Raw genomic sequence first — 17,815 nt, forward strand, 5'->3', positions numbered from 1 at the left:
CATAGCCGAAAATCCAACTGGACAGTTGGAGTCTGTCATGCCAATATCCAACCAGCGAGTTGGAAATGTACTTCGAAAGGCTTGATCATGACTCCCGCTCCCTCCGTTCACCGTCGCGCCGCGATCACCTGGCTGTCGGTCTATTCGATGATCATGCTGGTCCAGGTGGTGATGGGGCCCGTCCTCGCACCGCTGCCGCTTCCGCTGCGCACCCTCGTCCTCACCGGAATCGTGGTCCCCGCCGTGGTGTACGCCATCGTCCCCGGCCTCCTGCGCGTCCACACCCGCCTTCACCGGCACCCCCGCTGACATCGGAGATCCGGGAGAGCGCCCGCGTGGGCGAGCTGCACCTCAATGGCCTTGCGGGCCGCGTACCGCAGCACCGGCCGTAGTGTCGGGGCACGCCGTCAGCACGTCCTCGACCTGCGCCGCTCCTGGGAGAAGCCTCTGCGGACGATCACCTGGCTCCACGGACCGACCCGCACCCCGCCGCGAGGTCGCCAAGGTCACCGAGGTCCTGGCGCCGTCCGGCCGGCCGGAGCTGTGGGACGTCACGGCCATCACGTCACGGATCGCGGACAGGCGAAGAAGCCCCAGGTCGCTACTTCCGGCACTCAGCCTCCTCGAAGGCCCTTCTGTGCCTGGGGGTCGAGGAAGACTCTGCCGATTGGACGGTCCTCGACGACCCGGCGCTGTGCCTCGGCGGCCTGCTCCAGCGGATAGACCCGGTCGATCGCCGGTCGCAGGGCGCCTGCGGCCAGATGCCCGAGCAGGGTGCCGTAGGCGTCGGCGAGGTCCTGCTGGGCGAACGCGGTGAACAGGAATCCTTCGAGCCGGGCGGTCTTCCAGATCAGGTCGGTGACGTCGATGGCCGCCTTGGTGCCGGCCGTGTATCCGATGCTGACCACGACCCCGCCCTGACGCAGCGCACCGAGCGCCTGACCGATGAGGTCGCCGCCGAGACCGTCGAGGACCGCGTCCACGCCGGCGCCGTCGGTCAGCCAGGCGACGCCGGAGGCCAGTGTTTCGGTTTCGAGGTCGATGACGTCGAGGCCGTCGGTCTGCGGGAGCGCCGCGAGACGGTCGGCGCCGCGGGCGGTGGAGATGACCCTGGAGGCGCCGAGGAGCGGGGCCACCTGCGCCGCGGCCGAGGCCACCGCGCCGTAGACGCCGGGCGCCAGCACGACCTGCCCCGGCTGGACGCGGGCGACTTCGGTGAGCGCCAACCAGGCGGTCAGATATCCCGCACCGGCCGCCAGGGCCGCGGCCTCGTCATCGCCGACCTGCTCCGGGATGGGAACGAGGTGGCTGGACGGGACGGCCGCCTCTTCCCGCCACGTGCCGTCGAGTTTCGTCCCGTAGCCCCAGCCGCACAGCAGGACGCGCGTCCCGGGCGCGGGTCCGGAGGCGCCGGGGTCGATCACCCGGCCCACGGCGCTGGCGCCGGGGAGCAGCGGCAGCGGTTTGCGCATCGACGGGGGCAGCACACCGTTGCGGACCTTGTCGTCGAGTGGGCTCACCCCGGCGCGGGTGATCTGGATCAGCACCTCGGCATCGTCCGGCGTCGGTCGCGGCACCTGGTCGATCCGCAGGCTCTCCAGGCCGCCGAACTCGTGGAACCGTACGGCGCGCATCATGCCAGCCGCTGCGCGTTGAGCCAGACGGTGCCCGGGTTGAGGCGGTCCGGGTAGCGCTGGGTCATCTCGTCGAAGAACTCCCGGGGGGTGGGCTTGGCGGCGACCACCTCAAGAGCGGTACGCAGGTATTCGGCGGTCTCGTCGAGGATGCGTGGATCGTCCGGGCGATCCGGATCCTTGTGCCCGGCCACCACCGCTGCGGGCCGCAGGGCGCGGACCGTCTCGATGGCCTGGAGCCAGGCGTCGATACCGCCGTCGGCGAGGTACTGGTGCACGTTGTTGTACGCGACGTCACCGGCGACGACCAGGCCGAGCACCGGTACGTGCAGCACGGTGGAGTCGTCGCCGTCACTGTGGCCGACCTCGATCGGACGCAGCTCGTGCCCTTCGAGCACGAGTCCCCCGGCCGGCACCGGCTGGGCGGTCACCCGCAGGTCGGGAAGCGGTTCAGCGACATCGCGGCGGCCGTTCCCGGCATGACCGACAAGCTGCTGTCGCAGCGCCTGAAGGATCTGGAGGCCGACGGGCTCGTCGAGCGGGTCGTGCAGGCCACCACTCCGGTACGGGTCGACTACCGACTGACCGAGAAGGGCGCCGCGCTCGGCACCGTGCTGCTCGACCTCAACCGCTGGGCGCTGGACTGGATCACCCTCCCCACCAACCCTTGAGGGGCGCTCGGCGGGCGGGTGGTGCATTCGGAAAGGAGCACGCCCGGGGCGGCGGAAAGGTGGTCGGATAGCTGGGGCTCATCTACCGGGGGACGAAGATGTTCGTCGGCCGTCAGTCGATGCGCTGGCAGATCGTCACCGGCAGTCGCGGCGACCAGGTACGAGTGGCCTCGTCGTAGGCCTGCGCGTAGCCGTTCTTGCCTCCGGCGCAGGGGGCGGCGATGGTCGTCTCCACGTAGACGGCACCGCCGGGCGTGACCGGGTGCGTGCGGGCGATCACCCATCTGGAGAACTTCGTGACGCCGTTGTTGAACTTGACGGTCACGAAGACGCGGCGGTCGACGGTGAAGTTGCCGCCGGCGACCTTGAGGTGGTCGTTGAAGGTGTAGGTGAACAGGAACGAGCGCGCCCGGGCGAGATCGTGGGCGTGGCTGGGGTTGTTGATGTCGGAAGGCGAGGGCGGCGACGCGTTCGCGGCGACGCTCATGGCCGGGACGGCCAGGGCGATGGCCGCGGCGGTGGCGGTCAGGCCGAACAGGGTACGCAAGCTGCGGTTCATCAGATCCTCCTCTTGCATGGGGACTTGACCACCATTGAGGAGCAGACCGCCTGCAACGCACTTTCAGCGGCCCAACCAGGTTCGGGCACGGCGAACGGCGCGTGCCATGAGCTCCGAACGCGTCCAGCCGTACCTCGGCGTAGGGCTGGACGTGCTGCAGAAACAGCGGCGTCAGCTCATCCCAGACGCATGCGCGGCGCCGACTCCGCTCTCAGGCGTGATCGAGAAGTTCATCCGTCTTCGCCGTAGCTGAAGCGGTCTGCCCGCCGGTCGTTCGACGACCGGCGCGATCTGAGGCGACCCCGCGGACAGGTGCGGTGGCACAAGCCGCGCACCACATGGGTTCCGCCCGCAGCCGACCGCCGGCCTTGTCCCACGGCTTGTCCTGTCGCGTTCTCACCCGGCAGCCGCACGCCGTTCCCGGTAAACGCTCGCCTACCAGGCTCCCAGGACCTCGACGCGTGGGCGACCGAGCCGTCCACTGGGCCACGAATACGTCGGCGTCGTCGAGGAGGTCGGCAGCGAGGTCACCACGATCAAGCCGGGCCAGTTCGTGGTCGGCTCGTTCTGCGCCTCCGACAACACCTGCGAGATCTGCCGCTCGGGCTACCAGAGCGCCTGCGTCCACCGCGTCCTCATGGGCGCGATCGGCACCCAGGCCGAGTACGCGCGCATCCCGCTCGCCGACGGCACCCTCGTGGCCACCCCCGGCATGCCGACGCCAGAGCTGGTGCCGAGCCTGCTGGCCGCGTCCGACGTGCTGGGGACCGGCTGGTTCGCCGCCGTCGCCGCACAGGCCGGACCTGGCAGGACTGTCGCGGTCGTCGGCGACGGGGCCGTCGGCCTGTGCGCGGTGCTGGCCGCCAGGCAGCTCGGCGCGGAACGCGTCATCGCGATGAGCCGCCACGAGCCGCGCCAGAACCTGGCCCTGCGGTTCGGCGCCACCGACATCGTCACCGAACGCGGCGACGAGGGCGTGGCCCGGATCAAGGAGCTCACCGGCGGGCTCGGCGCGCACAGCGTCGTCGAAGCCGTCGGCACCCAGGAGTCGATGACGCAGGCCATCGGTGCCACGCGGCCCGGTGGACACGTGGGCTTCGTCGGCGTCTCCCACGACGTCGCCCTGCCCGGCGACGAGCTCTTCTTCTCCCTCGTCCACCTGCACGGCGGGCCCGCCCCGGTCCGCCAGTACCTGCCCGAGCTGATCGACCTCATCTGGAACCGGCGGATCGACCCAGGACAGGTCTTCGACCTCGCCCTCCCCCTTGACCAGGCCGCCGAGGCCTACCGCGCCATGGACGAACGCCGCGCCGTCAAGGCCCTCCTGCTGCCCTGACCACCACGCCAGTCGTGCGTGAACGCCTGGCGAGGTCCCCGTCCTCGCCCAGCAGGGCCAGAGCCCACGCGCCGACCTGTTCGACAGCTAGATCCAGCCGCGCTCCCGGGCCTCCAGGCCGGCCTGGAAGCGGGTCACGGCGTTCAGGTCGCGCATGACGGCGTGGATGCGGCGCTGTACGGTACGCAGCCCGAGCCCCAGTGCCCGCGCGATGGCCTCGTCCGTCAGGCCGCCCGCGAGCAGCCCGAGCAGTTCCCTGGTCAGCTCGTCGAGCTCATCGGTGTGCGCAGCGGGTCGGGGGGCCGCGCGTAAGGGCAACGCCCGCTGCCACTCCCGTTCGAACAACGCGATCAGCGCGTCGAGCAGGGCCGACTGGTGCAGGATGAACGCCGCGTCGATGGAGTTGGACCTGTTGCGGATGGGGATCAGCGCGAGCGCGTCGTCGGCGATCCAGATCTTGGCCGCCGCCTCGGCCACCACGCGGGCCTTCTCCCCGTGGGCGATGGACTCCTGGATGAGGCGTAACTTGCCGGGGACCTCCAGGGCCTCCCGGTCGTACACGGTGCGGTAGTCGATGCCCGACTTGAGCATGTGCCGCTCGCGCGCGACGTTGTCGCCGTGACCGCGCATGGCGTACGGGGGCTTGTCGATGTTGCGGAACATGACCTGGGCGCTGTCCTGCAGCGCGTACGCCCTGTTGACGATGTTGTCGGTCCCCGTGATGACCTCCACCTGCTCGGCCGGATGCGTCGCGTAGCGGGAGGCCAGGTTGAACGAGCTGGTCAGCTCGCTGATGGCCGTACGTACCTGGTGAAGCTCCTCCTCGTGACGGGCGAGCAGCGGCCTGATGGCGATGTCGGGAGCGACGGCGACATAACGGGCGCGGCGGCCCGGCAGCCTGCTGGCGAGGCCGCGCCGCGCGAAGGCCGCCAGCGTACGGCCCGCGAGCAGCGGCGAGATCCCGCACTGCGTGGCGAGCTCGTCGGCGGACGATCGCGGGTTCTCGACGAGTGTCGCGTACAGACGGCTCTCGGCCGGTGAGAGGCCGATCGCTTCGAGCATCGACGGCTCCCCTTCTCCCGGCGACAGAGGCGGCGGGTTACCGCCACCTGGCGGGTTTTGGCCCGTTCTGCGCTCTTGTGTCCTGACTGAATCCCAGATTAGGTCAGCGAGGAAACGATCTCCATTGCGCATGGGCGACGATGGACGATCTTTCAGTCTGGAGAGAGTTGTGCGCATGCTGTCCGCCCCTCGGCGCCGCAGACTCGTGGCCTTACTCGCAGCCGCACTCGCCGTGCCGCTCGTCGCGGTGCCCGAAGCGGCCACCGCGACGACCGCGACACCCCTGGCCGCCAAGACGGACGCGCGGGTGACCGGCACGCCACCGGTCAAGATCACGCTGATCACCGGGGACACCGTCACCTACACCAAGGACGGCAAGGGCCGCGCGTCGGCGACACTGGAGCCCGGCGACGGCCGGGAGGCTCGGACGTTCCAGGCGCAGCAGGACGATCACGGCTACTACGTGATCCCCGCTGACGCCGGGCCTTACGTCACCAAGGGAATCCTTGACAAGGAACTGTTCAACATCGACTACCTGGCGGCCAACGGGTACGGGGACGCCAAGTCCGCACAGATCCCCCTCATCGTCCAGTACCCGCCGCAGACCAAGGCCGGCGACCTGGCGGGCAAGGCGAGGTCGCTGAAGGGCGGCGCGGAGCCGATGGTGCTGGACAGCATCGACGGCGCCGCGATCAAGGTGGACAAGAAGCAGGCCACCACGTTCTGGCAGTCCCTCGGACGGGACCAGGGCCTCGGCAGCGCCAGGTCCGCGGCGGGCGGCCTGCGCAAGGTGTGGCTCGACGGCAAGGTCAAGGCGTTCGACGACGTCAGCAACACGCAGATAGGCGCACCCACCGCCTGGGCGGCCGGCTACGACGGCACGGGCGCGAAGGTGGGCATCATCGACACCGGGATCGACACCGCGCATCCCGACCTGCAGGGCATGATCGCCGCGGCGCGCAACTTCGTCCCCGAAGGCAGCCCGGGCGGCGGCAACCCTGACGAGGTCACCGACCGGTTCGGCCACGGCACCCACGTGGCCTCCATCGTCGCGGGCAGCGGCGCCGCCTCGAACGGCAAGTACAAGGGCGTCGCCCCCGGCGCCAAACTGGTCATCGCCAAGGCGCTGAGCGACAACGGGAGCGGCAACGACTCCGAGATCATCGCGGCGATGCAGTGGCAGGCGGCCGGCGAGCACGTCCGGGTGGTCAACATGAGTCTGGGCAGCTCGAACCCGACCGACGGCACCGACCCGCTGAGCCAGGCGGCCAACGAGCTCACCGCCCAGTACGGCACGCTGTTCGTGGTCGCGGCGGGCAACTCGGGCCCCGGCCGGTACACCGTCGGCGCTCCCGGCGCGGCGACCTCGGCGCTCACCGTCGGCGCGGTGGACCCGGCCGACAAGGTCGCCTCGTTCTCCAGCCGCGGTCCCCGCCTGAGCGACGACTTCGCGATCAAGCCGGAGATCACCGCACCCGGCGTGAACATCATCGCGGCGCGCGCGGCGGGCACCTCGCTGGGCTCGGGCAGCAGCATCCCGGGCGGCGGCCCGATCGACGACAACTACACCGCGGCGTCCGGCACCTCGATGGCCGCGCCGCACGTCGCGGCCGCCGCCGCCATCCTCGCCGCGCAGCACCCCGACTGGACGTCCGAGCAGCTCAAGACCGCTCTGACGGCCACCGCGAAGCCGGGCGACGACCCGCTCTACGACCAGGGCTCCGGGCGGCTGGACATCGGGCAGGCCGTCACCCAGCAGGTCTTCGACGACCTGGCGACGGTCTACGCCGGCTTCAGCGACCCGTACACCGGCCAGACGCTGACCAGGAAGGTGACCTTCCGCAACACCGGCAAGGAACCGGTCACGCTGAACCTGTCCATGACGCTGAAGCACGGCGACGCCCAGCCGCCCTCCGGGATGGCCACGCTCAGCCCGTCGTCGCTGACCGTCCCCGCGGGCGGGTCCGCGGGCGCGGACCTCACCATCGAGCCCACGCTCGGCGACCCGGGCTGGTACGAGGGGCGCCTGACGGCCACGGCGGGCACGACCCGCCTGACGGCGCCGATCGCGTTCCGCAAGGGCGCCAGGACGGACACCGTGCGCGTCAGGTTCGTCGGCCGGCCGGAGTGGACGGTGCTCCAGAACGTGCTGTCCGCCGTGCGCGTCAGCGACACCGACCCGCTCCTCGAAGGGGAGCCGATGAACACGGACGTTCTGGACTGGCGGACCACCGACACGCCGGGCACGCTGGAGACCGAGCTCAAACTCGCTCACGGCGGCGTCTACTCCCTCAGCGCCACGCCTTCGTGGTTCACCAAGCCGGACCGGCAGATGCAGTACTCCGTGCTGCTCGCTCCCGAGATCAAGCTCGACGGCGACACCACGGTGACCCTCGACGCGACCGACGTCGAGCCCATCCAGGTGAGCACGCCGCGCCCGTCAGAGCCGGTGTTCACGAACGTGATGGCCGCCCGCACGACCGCCTCGGGGCAGATGTACGCGAGCGCCTCGCTGCTGAGCTACCAGGTGCTCAACAGGGGCAAGTACTGGGTCACGCGGGTGCGGAAGGCGCCCACGGTGGGCACGTCCACGGTGCTCTTCGACCAGATCCGCCGCGCTCCCGAGGTCGAGCTGGCCGTGCCGGGGCTCCGGCTCAGCCCCCACTACATCAGCGAGCACGACGCGCTGGTGCCGAAGTTCGCCGCCGACCGGCGGCTGAGCCTGACCACGGGCGACGACCTGCGCGGCGGCGCGGACGCGCGCGGCAAACTCGTCTTCCTCCCGGCCAGGGACGCGCTCGACCCCTTCCTGGCCGACCTGGACCTGGCCATCAAGGCGGGGGCCGCGGGCGTGGTCACCAGCGACCGGTTCGCGTGGATCCTCCATGACCCCGCCTACGCGGCGCAGAACAGGATCCCGCTGTTGTGGATCGACAGCGGCGAGGCCGACCAGCTCGGCAAGGCCCTGGCTCGCAAGCCGTACCCGAGCGCCGGCCTGCACGTCACGCCCACCACCCCGTTCGAGTACAAACTGGCCTATTACGTGAAGGGGACCACAGCGGGCCGCCTGAACTTCGCCCCGAAGCCCCGCGACCTCACCGAGGTCGCGACCACCTACCACGCGCAGTTCCCGCCGCCGGCGGGCACGTGGGGGCCGGACGCGAACTTCATCGAGGTCGACCACACCTACTCCCCCGAGCAGCGCTTCAGCATCCGCGGCTCGCACAGTTTCACCGGGCCCACGACCAGGACCGAGTACTACAACGCGGCCGGCCGGGACGTGCTGTGGGGGCGTGACTACGCCTTCTTCGACCTCACCACCTCGGGCGAGGCTCGCGTCGCCAGCTCCCTGCGCGGCTTCGCCGGCGCCGCCAAGGAACGGGAGGACTGGAACGAATCCATCGTCCCCTCCCAGTTCACCACCGGCCCCGACCTGCCGGACTGGGTCACCTCGGCCGTCTACTGCGACGGTTGCCGCCAGGGCGACCGGCTGCGGCTGCGCGCGCTCACCTCGCTCGGTTACGGCTACTACTCCGACGCCTCCAACCCGGGCCACATGTACCAGGGCGCTCCGGGGACCGAGGAGATCCACCTGTTCAGCGGCGCCACCGAGGTCAAGCCGCAGTACGACGACATGGGCCTGCCCTACTACACCGTCCCCGCCGGGTCGGGCGCGTACCGGCTCACGGACTCGTGGAAGGACGGGTTCGCCGGCAAGCACTCCGGCACCGGCGTCGAGACCACCTGGACGTTCCGGTCCGCCCGTCCGACGGGCGACAGCGCCCCGCAGCCCTGCCTGGACACGGTGCTGTGGGGTGACAAGCAGCCCTGCGCCCAGGCGCCGCTGATCCACCTCGCGTACGGGCTCGGGCTGCCGGAGAACGACACCGTCCAGGCGGGCAAGCCGTTCACCTTCACCGTCAAGCCGCAAGGCGGCAGGGCGCCGTCGCTGCGAGGAGTCTGGATCTCCGCCGACAAGGGCGCGCACTGGACGGCTGCCACGGCGGTGGCCGGCGAGAAGGTGCTCGTGCAGAACCCCGGCGGGCCGGGCAGCATCTCGATCAAGGTCGAGGCGAAGGACAAGGACGGCAACTCCGTCCAGCAGGTCCTCGCCGACGCCTACTCCGTGAAGTAACCGCGATAGCGGGGGCAGAAACACTCTGCCCCCGCTACGGCCCGGAGGCGCTCAGGGTATGGCGGCGGCCAAGGACGCCGTTGACGGTGTGCGTATCAGGTGACGGATGCTCAGCGACGGCTGGGCCCGCCGGTCAGTCGTTGCCTTCGATGATGCGGAAGTCGCGCTCGACGCCGTCGGGGAAGACCACCAGCGCCTTTTGGTATGCCTCGCTCTCGTATGCCGCGACGGCCTGTTCAAAGCTGTCGAACTCGATCAGAACGACGCGCTGCGTGATCCCGGCCTCGTGGGCGACGACTCGACCGCCAAGGGACGGGAGGAGGGCCAGGTTGCGCCCGCCCCCGGCCTGGACAGCGGGACCGGCCAGCTTGTCGTAGGCAGCCAGCCGCTCAAGGTCGGAAATGACGGGGTAGACACTGACCCAGTAGCCCTTGGCCATGGAAGCCTCCTATGTTCGGCCGGACACGTCCGACTGCGAATTGACACTCAGATCGATCGATCCCGGCGACGGGTAATGCGGTCGGCTGAATCGTCATATGCGCAGGTTAGGGCTCGACAGGCGATCGAGGGAAAGACCGGTTCGGGCTAGACTCAGAACGGATCGTTATCAATCGGCAGGGAGGGCGCGTGGCGCCGGATACGGTGAGCCTGCGGTACTTCCTGGTGCTGGCGCAGGAGTTGAACTTCACCCGCGCGGCCGCACGGATCGGTATCGCACAGCCCGCACTCAGTGCCCGGATGCGCCGATTGGAGGCGGAACTCGGTACGGCCCTGCTGGTCCGCAACACCCGTACCGTCGTCTTGACCAGGGCCGGTGCGGCTTTGGCGGAGTCCGCGCCACCCGCGCTGGCGGCGCTGGACCGGGCATGGGACACCGCCCGGAGCGCGGCGGCCGGTGAACTGGGCACGCTGCGCATCGGATACAGCCTCAGCACCGGGGCCGAGACGGCACCGGCCCTGGTGGACAGGCTGATGCGCGGCAACAGCGGACTCGCGGTCGGCGCGGTCCCGATGGCGACACCGGAGATCTCCCCCGCGGTCGCCGACGGCCGCATCGATGCCGGGATCACCCGCGGTGAACAGCCGGGCCATGGCGTGCGCCGGTTCCTGCTGCGGCGTCAGCGCGTCGGGGTCCAGCTGGCGCAGCACCATCCGCTGGCCGAACACCCGGAGATCGAGATCGCCGACGCGGCCGCGTATCCGCTGCGACTCCCGGACCGTGCGGCCAACCCCGTGATCCACGATCAGCTGTCCGCACTGTTCCGAGACGCCCGGCCACACCCCCGATTCCACACGCCCGCAGTCTCTTTCGACATGTCTCAGCACGACCTGCGCGACGGGGTCACCCTCGCCCCGGCCGGAGAAGCCGCGGTCATGACACAACCGGCCGGTCTCACCTGGCGACCGCTGCGGGGCGCGCCCAGCCTGACGATCCACCTGGTCCTCCCACGCGAGCCATCGCCGCTGCACCGCCGCATCCGTGCCGTCGCCAAAACCCTGGCGCACGAGCTGCACTGGCTGCCGGACTGACGCGCAAGAGGTCAAGCGAGAGACGGACGCCTGCGCCGGCCCGCGCAGCTGCGTGAGCTGGGGCTGACGCCCTGACCCCGGTGCTGTTGGCGGGCGATGGCGTAGGCGGTTGGTCGTAGGGGTGGCTCCGCGCCGGGCGCGGGCCACCCCTTGGTGCTCACGGCCCGTTCTGGGTGAGCGCGACGATGACGTGGAGCATGCCGTAGGCGGCCGTCATGGTCTCGGCGTCGAAGGCGACGGTGCGCCCGCGCCGGGTGACGCTGGGTAGGAGCGCGGCCAGATCCGCCGCGCGCGGCTGATGCAGGTCGACCTCGATGCGGAGCGGGTGCGGCACCGAGGCCGGCGCTATGGTGGCGTGGAGCCGCATCGCCTGACCGGTGCCGCGCCGCAGGAGATCGTGTGCTTCGGCCGAGGTGAGCGGTTCAAGGAACGGATCTACGCGGCATCATCAGGCTTTCCGTGGTGGTCGGCTTAGAGAGTCGCGGCCACGGGACGGCGGCCGCCAAGGTGGGCGGGAACGGAGGTGAGCGCCGCCACCACGAGCACGGTCGCCAGCACCAGGGCGATCAGCTGCCAGGGTGCGGGAAGCGTGGCCTCATCGCTGTCGCCGCCGGTGTAGACGTGGAGACTGCCGTCGCTCTCCCGGTGCGCGAGAACACCGCGTTCGTCCCCCAGGGCGATGAAGAATCCGCCACCGATGACCGCGGTGCTGCGCCGGTGGCGGGACTCGGCGTCGAACAGGTCGGTCTCGACGAAGGAGATCCCGGTGTAGGCGGGCCAGGCGTCCGAGACCAGCGGACGGATCCGGGACCAGGTGCCGTCCGCGCCGATCAGCAGGTCGGTGGTGATGGCCGAGCCGTCGGCGAACCTCACCTCGTGGCGCCCGTCGCCCAGCGGCCAGGCACCGGTGACCTTCCGGCTCCAGTGGATCGTGCCGTCGGGCAGGGAACCGAGCAGCAGGTCACGAGACCGACAAGGCTGGCGGCGGCCATGGCTACCGCCCCAGCCACAAGACTGGGTTTGATCATGTGAGGAATTCCTTCCGTTAGCAGCTGCATTTGTGTGACCTCCCGCCGCGCCCTGATCGGGCGCGGGCTTCAGCGCACAACGGCCTTGGAGCAAGCCCAGGCAGTGAAACGTCAGCCCGCCGAGCAGGTAACGGCAGGCAGGGGCCAGTCTTGATGGCTGCTGGATTGTCTGGAACCCCGATTCGCCCCCTAGACAAAGACTTGATCATCACCACATCGCCGGGTACATTGTGCTGTTTTGTCGCATTCGGGGGATGTGGGGACAAGCGTGGGGCGTCGTGAACAGCCAGTGGATCCGGCCGACGGCCCGGTGGAGGCCTTCGCCGTGGAGTTGCGTCGCGCTTTCCTGCGATCAGGTCGCGCTCTTCGTCAAGGATCGTCCAGTGCTCGACCAGATCGTCGATGTGCATCGGGGGGGTGTTTCATGACCAGCCAGCATTGACCAGGCAAGTCACAGCAAGATCAACGCCGTTTGGGGGTCATGACACGTTTCTTACCAGCACCCCATCTACCAATCCGTAGGGTGCGGGAACTTGAGGTCCCGGGAGTCCGGAACCCCTCTTCGATCAAGGCTCCGACCTGCCCCGACTCGCAACTTTGCACTTGGGCGCACGGACCCGGGTAGGGGGCCATATACAGCTCCTCGACCAGGCGGCGGCCCTGCTCGATGACCGGGTACCGGTCGACGCGTCGGCGGCATCAGCGCGGGCCAGCGGCGCACCTGGGCCACCGCTTGGCGCAGTAGCTCGGCAACGTCCTGCCCACTCAGCGCCCGGCCTGCCGCGTGGACCTGGGCGGCAAAGCCCCGCGCCTGCCCGGACGGAGCGAGGCCGGCGGGCCGACGGCGCGGGATTATCGGTTTGTCGGCTGGCCCGCGGTCAAGGGCGCGGTGGACTTGCGGTGGTGAGAGGCGCGGGCTTTGGCGCGGTTGCCGCAGATGCCCATGGAGCACCAGGTCCGGCGCCGATTGCGGGAGTGGTCATAGTAGGCCCATCGGCAGCTCGGCTCCCGGCAGGCCTTCAGCCGCGTCCACGTGCCTTCCGCCACGGCCTCGGCCACGACGACGAGGAGCCTGGCCAGCGCCGCCTCCACCGGCTCCCGGGCGCGGGCGACCAACCGGGGCGGGGAAACGGTCACGTCGAGCATCAACGGGAAGTCACGGGTGAGATCGGCGAGTTCGTCGCGAGCGGCAGGGTTGAGGCCGTCCGGGCGCGGGCTGGAGACCGGCTCGGTGTTGTTCTCAGCGATCAGCGCGCGTAGTCCCTCGCGGATCCGTTCGGCACGGTCGCGCTGCTCGTCGTTCACCACCGTGTCGGCCGGCATGAGGCCGCGGGCGTGCAACCACGTCACCAGCTGCTGCGGGGTTGCGATCTCGTCGCCGTCGCGGCGGCGGGTGTTGATGAACTCCTCGATCACGCGTAGCGGCATCGGCGCCGTCCCGGCCTCAAGGTTGTCCGGCACGGGCTCGGTGGCGCGCTCATCCATCACGCCTCGCAGTCTATCCGGCCATCGGCGATGGTAGGTTACGTAACCGACGTAATTGGTACGTCAGTTAGATTAGAAGGGGTCGCTGGTGAGCATCAGCATCGGCAACATCTGCATCGACACGAACGACCTGGTCGGCAGCACAGCCTTCTGGCAGGCGGTCACCGGATACCAGGTCGCGTCCTCGGACGAAGGCGCCACCTACCTGGAGGACGCGAACAAGAGCGGCGTGGGCCTGTCCCTGCAGGCCGTGCCCGAAGGCCGGGAGGGCAAGAACCGGCTGCACCTGGACCTGTCGACTGATGACCTGGCAGGCGAGGTCGGTCGGATTCGGGCCCTTGGCGCGAGTGAAGTCCAGCGCTTCGACGGCTGGGTTGTGCTGGCCGACCCCGAGGGCAACCAGTTCTGCGTCGTCGCCGCATAGACGAACTCGCCACCGCGCGGACACCCGCTTCCACCACTACAGGAGAGAACAGATATGGCCTCCGTGCACAAAGAGATCATCATCGATGCCGACCCCACGGCCGTGTGGGCGATCATCAGTGACTTCACCGACGGGCCCGTCCGGATGGCGCCGGGCTTCGTCACCGACAGCCGACTCGACAAAGACGAACCGGACGTCAGGATCGTCACCTTCACCGACGGAACGGTGCTGCGGGAGCGGCTCATCGCGCTCGACGATGAGCCGCGCCGGCTCGTCTTCTCGGTCACCGGCGACACCATGCAGCCTGAACACGACAACGCCTCGATGCAAGTCTTCCCGCACGGGGACGGCGGCAGCCGGCTCGTCTGGATCCACGACGTGCGACCGGACGACCTCGCCATCGCGATGGGCGCCGGAATGGACCACGGCCTGAGCATCTTCAAGCAGACGGTGGAGTCCGCCGCGCCTGACGCGAAACGCATGACCACCCGACTGACGATCAGCGGCTTCGACTACCGGACCATCCCCGGCGCCAACGGCGTCAACCTCAACGTCGCCGTCGGCGGGAGCGGGCCGGCCGTGGTCCTTTTGCATGGGTTCCCGCAGACCCACTACATGTGGCGCCACGTCGCGGCGAGGCTCGCCGACGACCACACGGTTATCGTCCCTGACCTGCGCGGCTACGGCGACAGCGACAAGCCGGACGGGAATGACCCCGCCACGTACTCCAAGCGCACCATGGCTCAGGACATCGTGACGGTCGCGTCCACCCTCGGCGTGGACCACTTCGGGCTCGTCGGGCACGACCGCGGTGCACTGGTCGCCGTCCGCGCAGGCTTGGACCACCCCGCCATCGTGGACTACCTGGGGATCCTCGACGTCCTGCCCACCCTCGACACGTGGGCCGTTCTGCAAGGAGTCGACGCCAAGGTCGCCTGGCACCTGTATCTGATGGCTCAGCCCATCGGTCTTCCCGAGAAGATGATCCGCGCAGTCGCTCCGGAGTTCTTCGGCTCATTCCTGGACGCATGGGACCCCAGCGGCACGACTTTCACACATGAGGAGCGCGCCTACTACATCGACAGCTCGATCGCCGCGATCGACTCCATCGTGGCCGACTACCGGGCCACCGCGAGCATCGATCTCGAGATGGATCGAGCCAACCGTGAGCATGGCGCGCAGCTCGCGATGCCGGTCGGCGTCATCTCACAGGACTGGGGCTCCCAGCTCGGCTTCGACGCCGCATCGCTGTGGCGGGCCTGGGCACCGGACCTGACCTACCAGTCGACCGCATCCGGGCACTTCATGGCCGAAGAGAACCCCGACGAGATCGCCGCCTTCATCACCACCCTTGCGAGGCGCCCGAGCGCGCGGCCCCACTGATCGCACCCACATGGCCCCCTACTCGGGTCCGTGCGACCAGTGCAAAGTAGCGAGGCGGGGCAGGTCGGAGCCTTGATCGAAGAGGGGTTCCGGACTCCCGGGACCTCAAGTTCCCGCACCCTACCGACTGGTAGATCGGGACTGCTGTCCCGTTCTGTCGTAGTTCCAACGTCACTCTCAGCTACTTTGCGGCTGGTGACGCGGACCCGAGCGGAGGGCCCAGGACGGTGAACAGGATCGTGGCCGCGACCTGCGGGTCCACCGGGCGGAACGCGCCCGTGACCGCGACGTTCGCCAGGCGTGTGCCGATCGGAGTCTCGCTGCCGGCCACCATGGTGCTGGTGACGGCGGGCATGTACGTCGTCGGGACCTTCGGCCACGACGACAACTGGACCCGTTTCCTGCCAGGCATGATCATCGGTGGGGTCGGGCTCGGCTCACTCACAGTAGTCAACCAGGCCGCATCGCTGACCTTCGCCTCGCAGGAGAACGCCGGCATGTCCAGTGCCACGTTCGGCACCCTGCGGCAGATCGGCATGGCCACGGGCATCGCCGGGCTCGGTGCGGTGTTCAGCCACGTCGCTCAGAACAAGGCGGAATCGGGGCTCGCGGCGATCCCCGAGAGCGACGAGTCGGCCGCGTCAGCGCGCTGACCGGTCGGAACGCTCAATGCCCAAAGAGCAGGTGGCCGAAGCCCGCCCTCTTGACGTGCGCTGCGGTCAGGTGCCGTTTGGCGGATGCCGCATGTTCGGTGCCGGACAACAGCGGGCAGGCGAGCGTCGTTGTGGCGCCGTGCCGAAAGAGGCTTGCATTCGGTACCCAGGTACAGGCTTACCGTCGAGGCATGACGCAAGACATCACCCTTGACCAGGGATGGGCTCCCTCCGCCTGCACCCTGCCCACCGCCGAGCAGCCGCTGCGCGTGGCCGAGTTCGACGCCTTGTTCGCCGACGCGGTGCAGGGCCTGACGCGGCCGGAGAGCACCCGGCTGCGTCTCGATCTCGTCTTCGGCCCGGGCACCGCCGCCCGGACCGCCGAACTGACGGCTCGCGAGAACGGCTGCTGTTCCTTCTTCACCTTCACCCTGACCATCGCCGACGGCGGCCTGACCCTGGACGTGTCGGTGCCGCCCGAGCACGTCGACGTGCTGGACACGCTGCAGGCCCGCGCGGGCGCCGCAGCCACCCTGTGAGCTCTGGGGGACGATGGTGATGGACCGCATCAGCCGTGAGGACCTCTGCGGCGGCTGCTGACCTTCCTCCCAGCTCAGACGGTGCTGATCGGCGCCGGGTTCTCGGGGAGCCGCCAGTTGCCGCCGCGGTCCTCCTTCGAAGGGCGTGCGACGAGATCGGGAAGGTGCAGGAAGCAGGCCAGTGCGGTGGCGGCCCGGAAGGCGTCGATCGCACGCTGGGTCATCGGCATTCCCAGGCGCAGGAGACGCGGATTCACCTCGCCCTGGATCTCGTCGACGAAGGGCCGAAGCACGCTGTCGTAGTTCGCCAGTGCGGTCGGCAGGTCGCCCGGATGCCGGTTGATCTCGCCGGCCAGGACATAGGCGCTCACCAGACCACCGGAGACGCCCATGCCGCTGTAAAGGGAGACGCAGTGGGCGGCGTCGCCGGCCAGGACCACGCGGCCCTCGGACCAGGTGCCGGTCCGGACCTGGACGATCTCCTGGGAGTAGAAGAACGGGCTCGTCCGCATGCCGTCGATGAAGCGCTCGGTCTGCCGGCCCGCGTCGCGGAACCTGCTCGCCCAGAACTTCTGCTGACGCTCGACGGATTCCCGGTGGATCGCCGAGGCTTCCTCGGATTCCTCCCGCATCACGAAGTACACCTGCGTCTCGGTGTGGTTGTGGCTGCGGCGCATGATCTGACGGCCACCCGGGACCATGCAGGTGTCCCGGATGTTGCCGTCGGACGCGATGCGCGGGACGAACCAGTAGGCCATGTGGATGCCGACCCGCCAGTACGGGTCGCAGCCCGCGGGGAGGATCGCCCGCCGGATGCGCGATCCCTGCCCGTCCGCGCCGACCAGGAGGTCGAACTCGCCGGAGGACCCGTCGGAGAAGTGCGCGACGACCTTCTGTTCGTCCTGGTCGAAGCCGTCCACGCGCACGCCGAAGACGTACTCGGTGTCGTCCTTCGAGGCGTCGTGCAGGATGCGTACCAGGTCGCCGCGCATGATCTCGTACTCGGAGGTGAGGGGCTGCCGGCCCTGGCCGGAGGTGTTGGCCATGATCGTCGCCTTGGTCCTGCCGCGGACCTCGACGAAGGAGACGCCCGCCTCGTCCACCCGCTTGCCTCGGACGGCGTCAAGAAGCCCCATCCGTTCGACGGCCTCGATGCCCTGTCCCCGGAGGTCGACCTGCGCCCCGGGGGCCCGCAGCACCGGGAAACGTTCGACGACGGTCCCCCTGTGGCCGCCCCGCGTGAGCCAGAAGGCCAGCGCCTGGCCCGCTATCCCGCCGCCGGCGACGAGGACCCGCAGGGGGGTACGGCCTGAGTACGCCAGAAACACACCGCGGGCTGGCAACTGATCGTTAGGGTGAGTGCCGTCATGTTGGTG

The 17,815-nt window shown here is 69.5% G+C and carries 16 protein-coding genes and 3 pseudogenes; 10 read left to right on the forward strand and 9 right to left on the reverse strand.

Annotated features, from left to right (window positions below; translation table 11 throughout):
• Positions 1–87 precede the first annotated feature (87 nt).
• Positions 88–309: a hypothetical protein gene (locus ACWCSU_RS25275; protein WP_449937978.1), complete on the forward strand. Its 222-nt coding sequence runs from the start codon at positions 88–90 to the stop codon at positions 307–309.
• Between the two features lie 305 nt (positions 310–614).
• Here the strand turns inward: ACWCSU_RS25275 and ACWCSU_RS25280 are convergent, their stop codons facing one another.
• Both ACWCSU_RS25280 and ACWCSU_RS25285 read right to left on the reverse strand, forming a co-directional pair.
• Positions 615–1,637, reverse strand: coding sequence for a quinone oxidoreductase family protein (locus ACWCSU_RS25280; protein WP_449937981.1), 1,023 nt, complete (start codon positions 1,635–1,637; stop codon positions 615–617).
• The gene (locus tag ACWCSU_RS25285; protein WP_449937983.1) at positions 1,634–2,032 is read right to left on the reverse strand and encodes a hypothetical protein; all 399 of its coding nucleotides are present in this window, start codon (positions 2,030–2,032) and stop codon (positions 1,634–1,636) included. Before ACWCSU_RS25285 ends, ACWCSU_RS25280 begins: the two co-directional genes overlap by 4 nt.
• On the opposite strand from ACWCSU_RS25285, the gene ACWCSU_RS25290 reads away from it, so the two are divergent.
• Positions 2,018–2,305: a winged helix-turn-helix transcriptional regulator gene (locus ACWCSU_RS25290; protein ID WP_449937986.1), complete on the forward strand. Its 288-nt coding sequence runs from the start codon at positions 2,018–2,020 to the stop codon at positions 2,303–2,305. The genes ACWCSU_RS25285 and ACWCSU_RS25290 overlap by 15 nt on opposite strands.
• A gap of 112 nt (positions 2,306–2,417) precedes the next feature.
• Here the strand turns inward: ACWCSU_RS25290 and ACWCSU_RS25295 are convergent, their stop codons facing one another.
• A complete protein-coding gene (locus ACWCSU_RS25295; protein WP_357708386.1) occupies positions 2,418–2,864 on the reverse strand; it encodes a hypothetical protein in 447 nt (148 codons plus the stop codon).
• Between the two features lie 478 nt (positions 2,865–3,342).
• On the opposite strand from ACWCSU_RS25295, the pseudogene ACWCSU_RS25300 reads away from it, so the two are divergent.
• Positions 3,343–4,200: pseudogene (locus ACWCSU_RS25300) on the forward strand (zinc-binding dehydrogenase); the annotation flags it as partial.
• Between the two features lie 87 nt (positions 4,201–4,287).
• On the opposite strand, the gene ACWCSU_RS25305 reads toward ACWCSU_RS25300, so the two are convergent.
• Positions 4,288–5,262: a helix-turn-helix domain-containing protein gene (locus ACWCSU_RS25305; protein ID WP_357708382.1), complete on the reverse strand. Its 975-nt coding sequence runs from the start codon at positions 5,260–5,262 to the stop codon at positions 4,288–4,290.
• A gap of 175 nt (positions 5,263–5,437) precedes the next feature.
• Between ACWCSU_RS25305 and ACWCSU_RS25310 the strand changes: the two genes are divergently transcribed.
• The gene (locus ACWCSU_RS25310) at positions 5,438–9,397 is read left to right on the forward strand and encodes a S8 family serine peptidase (RefSeq protein ID WP_449937989.1); all 3,960 of its coding nucleotides are present in this window, start codon (positions 5,438–5,440) and stop codon (positions 9,395–9,397) included.
• A 133-nt stretch (positions 9,398–9,530) separates the two neighbouring features.
• Here the strand turns inward: ACWCSU_RS25310 and ACWCSU_RS25315 are convergent, their stop codons facing one another.
• A complete protein-coding gene (locus tag ACWCSU_RS25315) occupies positions 9,531–9,836 on the reverse strand; it encodes a DUF1330 domain-containing protein (protein ID WP_357708380.1) in 306 nt (101 codons plus the stop codon).
• A 188-nt stretch (positions 9,837–10,024) separates the two neighbouring features.
• Between ACWCSU_RS25315 and ACWCSU_RS25320 the strand changes: the two genes are divergently transcribed.
• The gene (locus ACWCSU_RS25320) at positions 10,025–10,927 is read left to right on the forward strand and encodes a LysR substrate-binding domain-containing protein (protein WP_449937991.1); all 903 of its coding nucleotides are present in this window, start codon (positions 10,025–10,027) and stop codon (positions 10,925–10,927) included.
• A 157-nt stretch (positions 10,928–11,084) separates the two neighbouring features.
• Here the strand turns inward: ACWCSU_RS25320 and ACWCSU_RS25325 are convergent.
• The 3 genes and pseudogenes from ACWCSU_RS25325 to ACWCSU_RS25335 all read right to left on the reverse strand — a co-directional run.
• Positions 11,085–11,330 (reverse strand): annotated as a pseudogene (locus ACWCSU_RS25325) (M55 family metallopeptidase); the annotation flags it as partial.
• A 68-nt stretch (positions 11,331–11,398) separates the two neighbouring features.
• On the reverse strand, positions 11,399–11,800 hold the full coding sequence (locus ACWCSU_RS25330; RefSeq protein ID WP_449937994.1) for a hypothetical protein: 402 nt from the start codon (positions 11,798–11,800) through the stop codon (positions 11,399–11,401).
• A 1,007-nt stretch (positions 11,801–12,807) separates the two neighbouring features.
• Complete coding sequence (locus ACWCSU_RS25335) at positions 12,808–13,440, reverse strand: CGNR zinc finger domain-containing protein (protein WP_449937996.1); 633 nt, start codon at positions 13,438–13,440, stop codon at positions 12,808–12,810.
• A gap of 88 nt (positions 13,441–13,528) precedes the next feature.
• Here ACWCSU_RS25335 and ACWCSU_RS25340 point away from each other — a divergent pair, with 88 nt between their 5' ends.
• From ACWCSU_RS25340 to ACWCSU_RS25360, 5 genes and pseudogenes are all read left to right on the forward strand, one after another.
• The gene (locus ACWCSU_RS25340; RefSeq protein WP_449937998.1) at positions 13,529–13,864 is read left to right on the forward strand and encodes a VOC family protein; all 336 of its coding nucleotides are present in this window, start codon (positions 13,529–13,531) and stop codon (positions 13,862–13,864) included.
• A gap of 54 nt (positions 13,865–13,918) precedes the next feature.
• Positions 13,919–14,308 (forward strand): annotated as a pseudogene (locus tag ACWCSU_RS25345) (SRPBCC family protein); the annotation flags it as partial.
• A 36-nt stretch (positions 14,309–14,344) separates the two neighbouring features.
• A complete protein-coding gene (locus ACWCSU_RS25350) occupies positions 14,345–15,247 on the forward strand; it encodes an alpha/beta fold hydrolase (RefSeq protein ID WP_449938377.1) in 903 nt (300 codons plus the stop codon).
• Between the two features lie 227 nt (positions 15,248–15,474).
• The gene (locus ACWCSU_RS25355) at positions 15,475–15,900 is read left to right on the forward strand and encodes a hypothetical protein (protein ID WP_449938000.1); all 426 of its coding nucleotides are present in this window, start codon (positions 15,475–15,477) and stop codon (positions 15,898–15,900) included.
• 191 nt (positions 15,901–16,091) lie between these two features.
• The gene (locus ACWCSU_RS25360; RefSeq protein ID WP_449938002.1) at positions 16,092–16,439 is read left to right on the forward strand and encodes a hypothetical protein; all 348 of its coding nucleotides are present in this window, start codon (positions 16,092–16,094) and stop codon (positions 16,437–16,439) included.
• A 74-nt stretch (positions 16,440–16,513) separates the two neighbouring features.
• On the opposite strand, the gene ACWCSU_RS25365 is transcribed toward ACWCSU_RS25360, so the two are convergent.
• Complete coding sequence (locus tag ACWCSU_RS25365; RefSeq protein WP_449938003.1) at positions 16,514–17,767, reverse strand: FAD-dependent monooxygenase; 1,254 nt, start codon at positions 17,765–17,767, stop codon at positions 16,514–16,516.
• Positions 17,768–17,815 lie beyond the last annotated feature (48 nt).

The organism is Nonomuraea sp. NPDC001699 (assembly GCF_053596455.1).